The organism is Patescibacteria group bacterium, from assembly GCA_026397045.1.
In the GTDB taxonomy this organism is placed as follows: Bacteria; Patescibacteriota; Saccharimonadia; order CAILAD01; family BJGX01; genus JAPLVO01.
Genome location: JAPLVO010000017.1, coordinates 1 through 3,332, shown reverse-complemented (window position 1 = coordinate 3,332; position 3,332 = coordinate 1). Strand labels below are relative to the sequence as shown.

The window sequence follows — 3,332 nt, the reverse complement described above, 5'->3', positions numbered from 1 at the left end:
GAGGTAATGTAACAAGTGTTGTTAGTAAAAGCACTAACTTCGTTGTAGCAGGAGATGAGCCTGGAAGTAAGATTGATAAAGCAAAAAAATTTGGTATTAATATATTAAACGAGCAGCAGTTCAGCAAGGCACTTGGCTTGTGATAAGGTTCTTTATAAGAACATTTCAACAGTATAGAAATATCGACAGATAAAAATACCCTCCACTGCATTAGCCTCGAGTTATGATTATAACTGCCGCAATCAAGGTAGCCGTTGATACCGCCTTAATACTGGGGCTTAAAATAGCCCCCGTGCTGTCTTCGCTCAGCAGTGTTAAAGCCTCCCAATCCAAGTGCTAACCTGTTAGAATAGCTGGTATGGCAAAGATTACTAAAAATGAAATTCAAGACACCTCTCGGCTAGCCCGAATAGAGCTAAGCGACCAGGAGCTAGATTCTATAACTAAGGATATCGACAATATACTTAATTTTGTTGAGCTCATCAACAACGCTAATACTTCGCAGGTTAAGCCTACCTCGCAAGTAAATGGGCTAAGTGATGTTTGGAGAGAGGACGAAATTGTGAAGTCGCAAGTCGAGGCAAGTGAATTATTGGCTTTAGCTCCATACACTCAGGACGGCTATATAAAAGTTGGCAAGGTTCTCTAGGCATGAAAAATCTCAATTATCTTGGGATCGAAGAGGCACACGAAATGCTTGTGGCTGGCAAAATTACCGCCACCGAGCTCACCAACTTTTATATTCAGAAAATCCACAGCCTCGAGCCTAGTATAAAGGCGGTCATAACAATTTGCGAAAAGCAGGCTCTTGCCCAAGCCAAGCAAGTGGATGAAAGGCTTTCTTCGGGCAAGACTATCGGCCCCCTGGAGGGCATACCCTATACGGCAAAGGATATGTTTATGACTAAAGGCATTAGAACTACCGCTGGCAGCAGGGTTCTGGACGAGTATATCGCTCCCTATAGCTCAACTGCGATAGATAAGCTAGATAAGGCCGGTGCCATATTACTAGCAAAAGTTAACCAGGATGAATTTGCTCATGGCGGAAGCACCGAAAACTCTGCCTATCAAGTAACTACGAACCCATGGGATGTATCCTTTGTGCCAGGGGGTAGTTCAGGTGGTTCAGCCGCCGCAGTGGCAGCCGACTATGGCATTTTTAGCTTAGGAACAGATACCGGTGGGTCTATCCGCCAGCCGGCATCATTTTGTGGAGTTACTGGCTTTAAGCCGACCTATGGCCTGGTAAGCCGCTACGGTGTTATATCTATGGCCAGTAGTTTTGATGTAATTGGGCCTATCACTAGAAGCGCCAGGGATGCCCAGGCAGTACTAGCTGTAATTGCCGGCAAAGATAATAGGGACTCAACTACAATTGAATCTAATATCCCAGCAGATATAATTGCTATGGACAATAGTAGCCTTAGTATTAAAACCTTTACAGCTGGTGCTGTAGAGCATAGCAGCCAGGACTTGGCCGATTTACTTGGCTCTATAATCCCAGAAATTAAAATCAGCCCATCCAAAGAGGCCGATAAGCTATTTTCCAACGAACTAGCGCTGGCCATTTACTATATATTGGTGCCATCAGAAATAAGCTCTAATTTAGAGCGCTATGATGGAGTCAGATACGGTAGCTATAGCAAAAAAGCTAAAGATTTGGAGTCTAGTTATTTCAAGACTCGTGGTGAATTCTTTGGAACCGAGGTGAAGCGCAGGAATATTGTGGGGGCATATGCTTTATCGGCAGGTTATTATGAAGCCTATTATAAAAAAGCCATGCAGGCTAGAACATTAATCATTAAAGATATTGATAAGGTCATGGGGCAATCTGATCTATTGGTGGGGCCAACAACCCTTGAGCCAGCCTTTAAGCTGGGTTCTAAATCCGATCCTATTGCAATGTATAGGTCGGATTTACTTACTGTATTCGCTAATTTGGCAGGTATACCATCCGTGACTATCCCATGGGGCCTAGATAAGGGTTCGGGAATGCCGATAGGCTTACAGATAATGGGCCGCCGCGGAGAAGACTCCAAGGTTCTGGCATTAGCAGATTCATTGCAAAAGTTTACAAATTGGCACAATAAAGTAAAGGAACTTAAATTATGAGTATTTCATTAATATCATTTGTCATAGCGCTAGTAGTATTGTCCGGCCTAGTAGCCATGCTTTTAAAGCAAAAGTCTAAGCCAATCAGAAAGCAGTATAAATCAAAAAACTCTGCCGATACCCCAGAGCCCAACCCACAGGTCTTTAACATAGGACTAGTGCAATCTAAGTGGGCAGAAATAGATGTTATGCAGAGGTCTGGCCCATCAGGCCTTAAATCAGCCTTAATAGACGCCGACAAGCTATTAGATTATTGTATGATAGCAAATGGCTTTACAGGGGAGACTATGGGCGACAGGCTAAAAAGTGGCGGCCACCAATTTGGCAATATCAACGCCGTCTGGAGCGCCCACAAGCTGCGCAATGAATTGGCGCATAATGTCGAGCACGATTTGGTGCCGGCACAAATAACCAATGCGATCGCAGAACTAGGTAAAGCCATAAATAATTTGGGGGTAAGGCTATGAATCTTGCCGCAGCCATTTTTGAGCGAACCGAAGCCTCGATCTCTGTGACTTTTTCTTGGTTGCAACAATATTTACTATCCAGGGGCTTAAGATGACAAAAAAGTACCTTCCGACGATTGGCATAGAAATCCATGTCCAGCTTGCTACAAAGAGCAAGATGTTTTGCTCTTGCGACAATGACAGCCGAGGCGCTAAGCCTAATACTAATATTTGCCCAGTCTGCATGGCCCTACCTGGCGCCCTACCAGTTGTAAATAAGGGTGCTATTGTAATGGCGATCAAGCTAGCCAAGGGCTTCAGTGCCAAGGTTGCCCCTGATACTAGCTTCGATAGAAAAAATTACTTCTACCCAGATTCGCCCAAAGGCTACCAAATAACTCAAATGGATCAGCCCATAATTCAGGATGGTTTCGTAGAGATACTTATTGATGGTAAATTCAAGAAAATCGGCATCCACCACGCCCACCTAGAGGAAGATGCTGGAAAGCTCACTCATCCCAATGGAGCCAACTACAGCCTAGTAGACTTCAATAGGGCCGGCACCCCGCTAGTGGAAATCGTATCTGAGCCTGACATAAAAAGTGCCGAAGAGGCTAAGAGATTTCTTATGGAGGTACATAATATTGTCACTTCACTTGGTATTTGCAACGGAGATATGGAGCATGGCAACTTCAAGTTCGATCTTAATGTTTCAGTAAGTGATACGAAGCAATTAGGGACTCGAACAGAACTTAAAAATCTAAATTCATTTCG

Annotated in this window: 5 protein-coding genes; all 5 read left to right on the top strand. The window is 44.0% G+C overall.

Translation table 11 applies throughout. The features are described 5' to 3' along the window. A partial coding sequence (locus NT111_03330; protein MCX6805018.1) for a hypothetical protein occupies positions 1–143 on the top strand: 143 nt, incomplete at its 5' end. A 215-nt stretch (positions 144–358) separates the two neighbouring features. Then, positions 359–649: an Asp-tRNA(Asn)/Glu-tRNA(Gln) amidotransferase subunit GatC gene (gene gatC, locus NT111_03325; protein MCX6805017.1), complete on the top strand. Its 291-nt coding sequence runs from the start codon at positions 359–361 to the stop codon at positions 647–649. A gap of 2 nt (positions 650–651) precedes the next feature. Continuing rightward, complete coding sequence (gatA, locus tag NT111_03320; GenBank protein ID MCX6805016.1) at positions 652–2,112, top strand: Asp-tRNA(Asn)/Glu-tRNA(Gln) amidotransferase subunit GatA; 1,461 nt, start codon at positions 652–654, stop codon at positions 2,110–2,112. Beyond that, entirely contained in the window at positions 2,109–2,579 is a 471-nt protein-coding gene (locus NT111_03315) for a hypothetical protein (protein ID MCX6805015.1), read from the top strand. The genes gatA and NT111_03315 overlap by 4 nt, the downstream gene beginning before the upstream one ends. A gap of 91 nt (positions 2,580–2,670) precedes the next feature. After that, a partial coding sequence (gene gatB, locus NT111_03310) for an Asp-tRNA(Asn)/Glu-tRNA(Gln) amidotransferase subunit GatB (GenBank protein ID MCX6805014.1) occupies positions 2,671–3,332 on the top strand: 662 nt, incomplete at its 3' end.

Bases quoted from the DNA above. Each gene is read 5' to 3' on its own strand.
- gatC (MCX6805017.1), top strand. From the start codon at position 359: ATGGCAAAGATTACTAAAAATGAAATTCAAGACACCTCTCGGCTAGCC.
- gatA (MCX6805016.1), top strand. From the start codon at position 652: ATGAAAAATCTCAATTATCTTGGGATCGAAGAGGCACACGAAATGCTT.
- NT111_03315 (MCX6805015.1), top strand. From the start codon at position 2,109: ATGAGTATTTCATTAATATCATTTGTCATAGCGCTAGTAGTATTGTCC.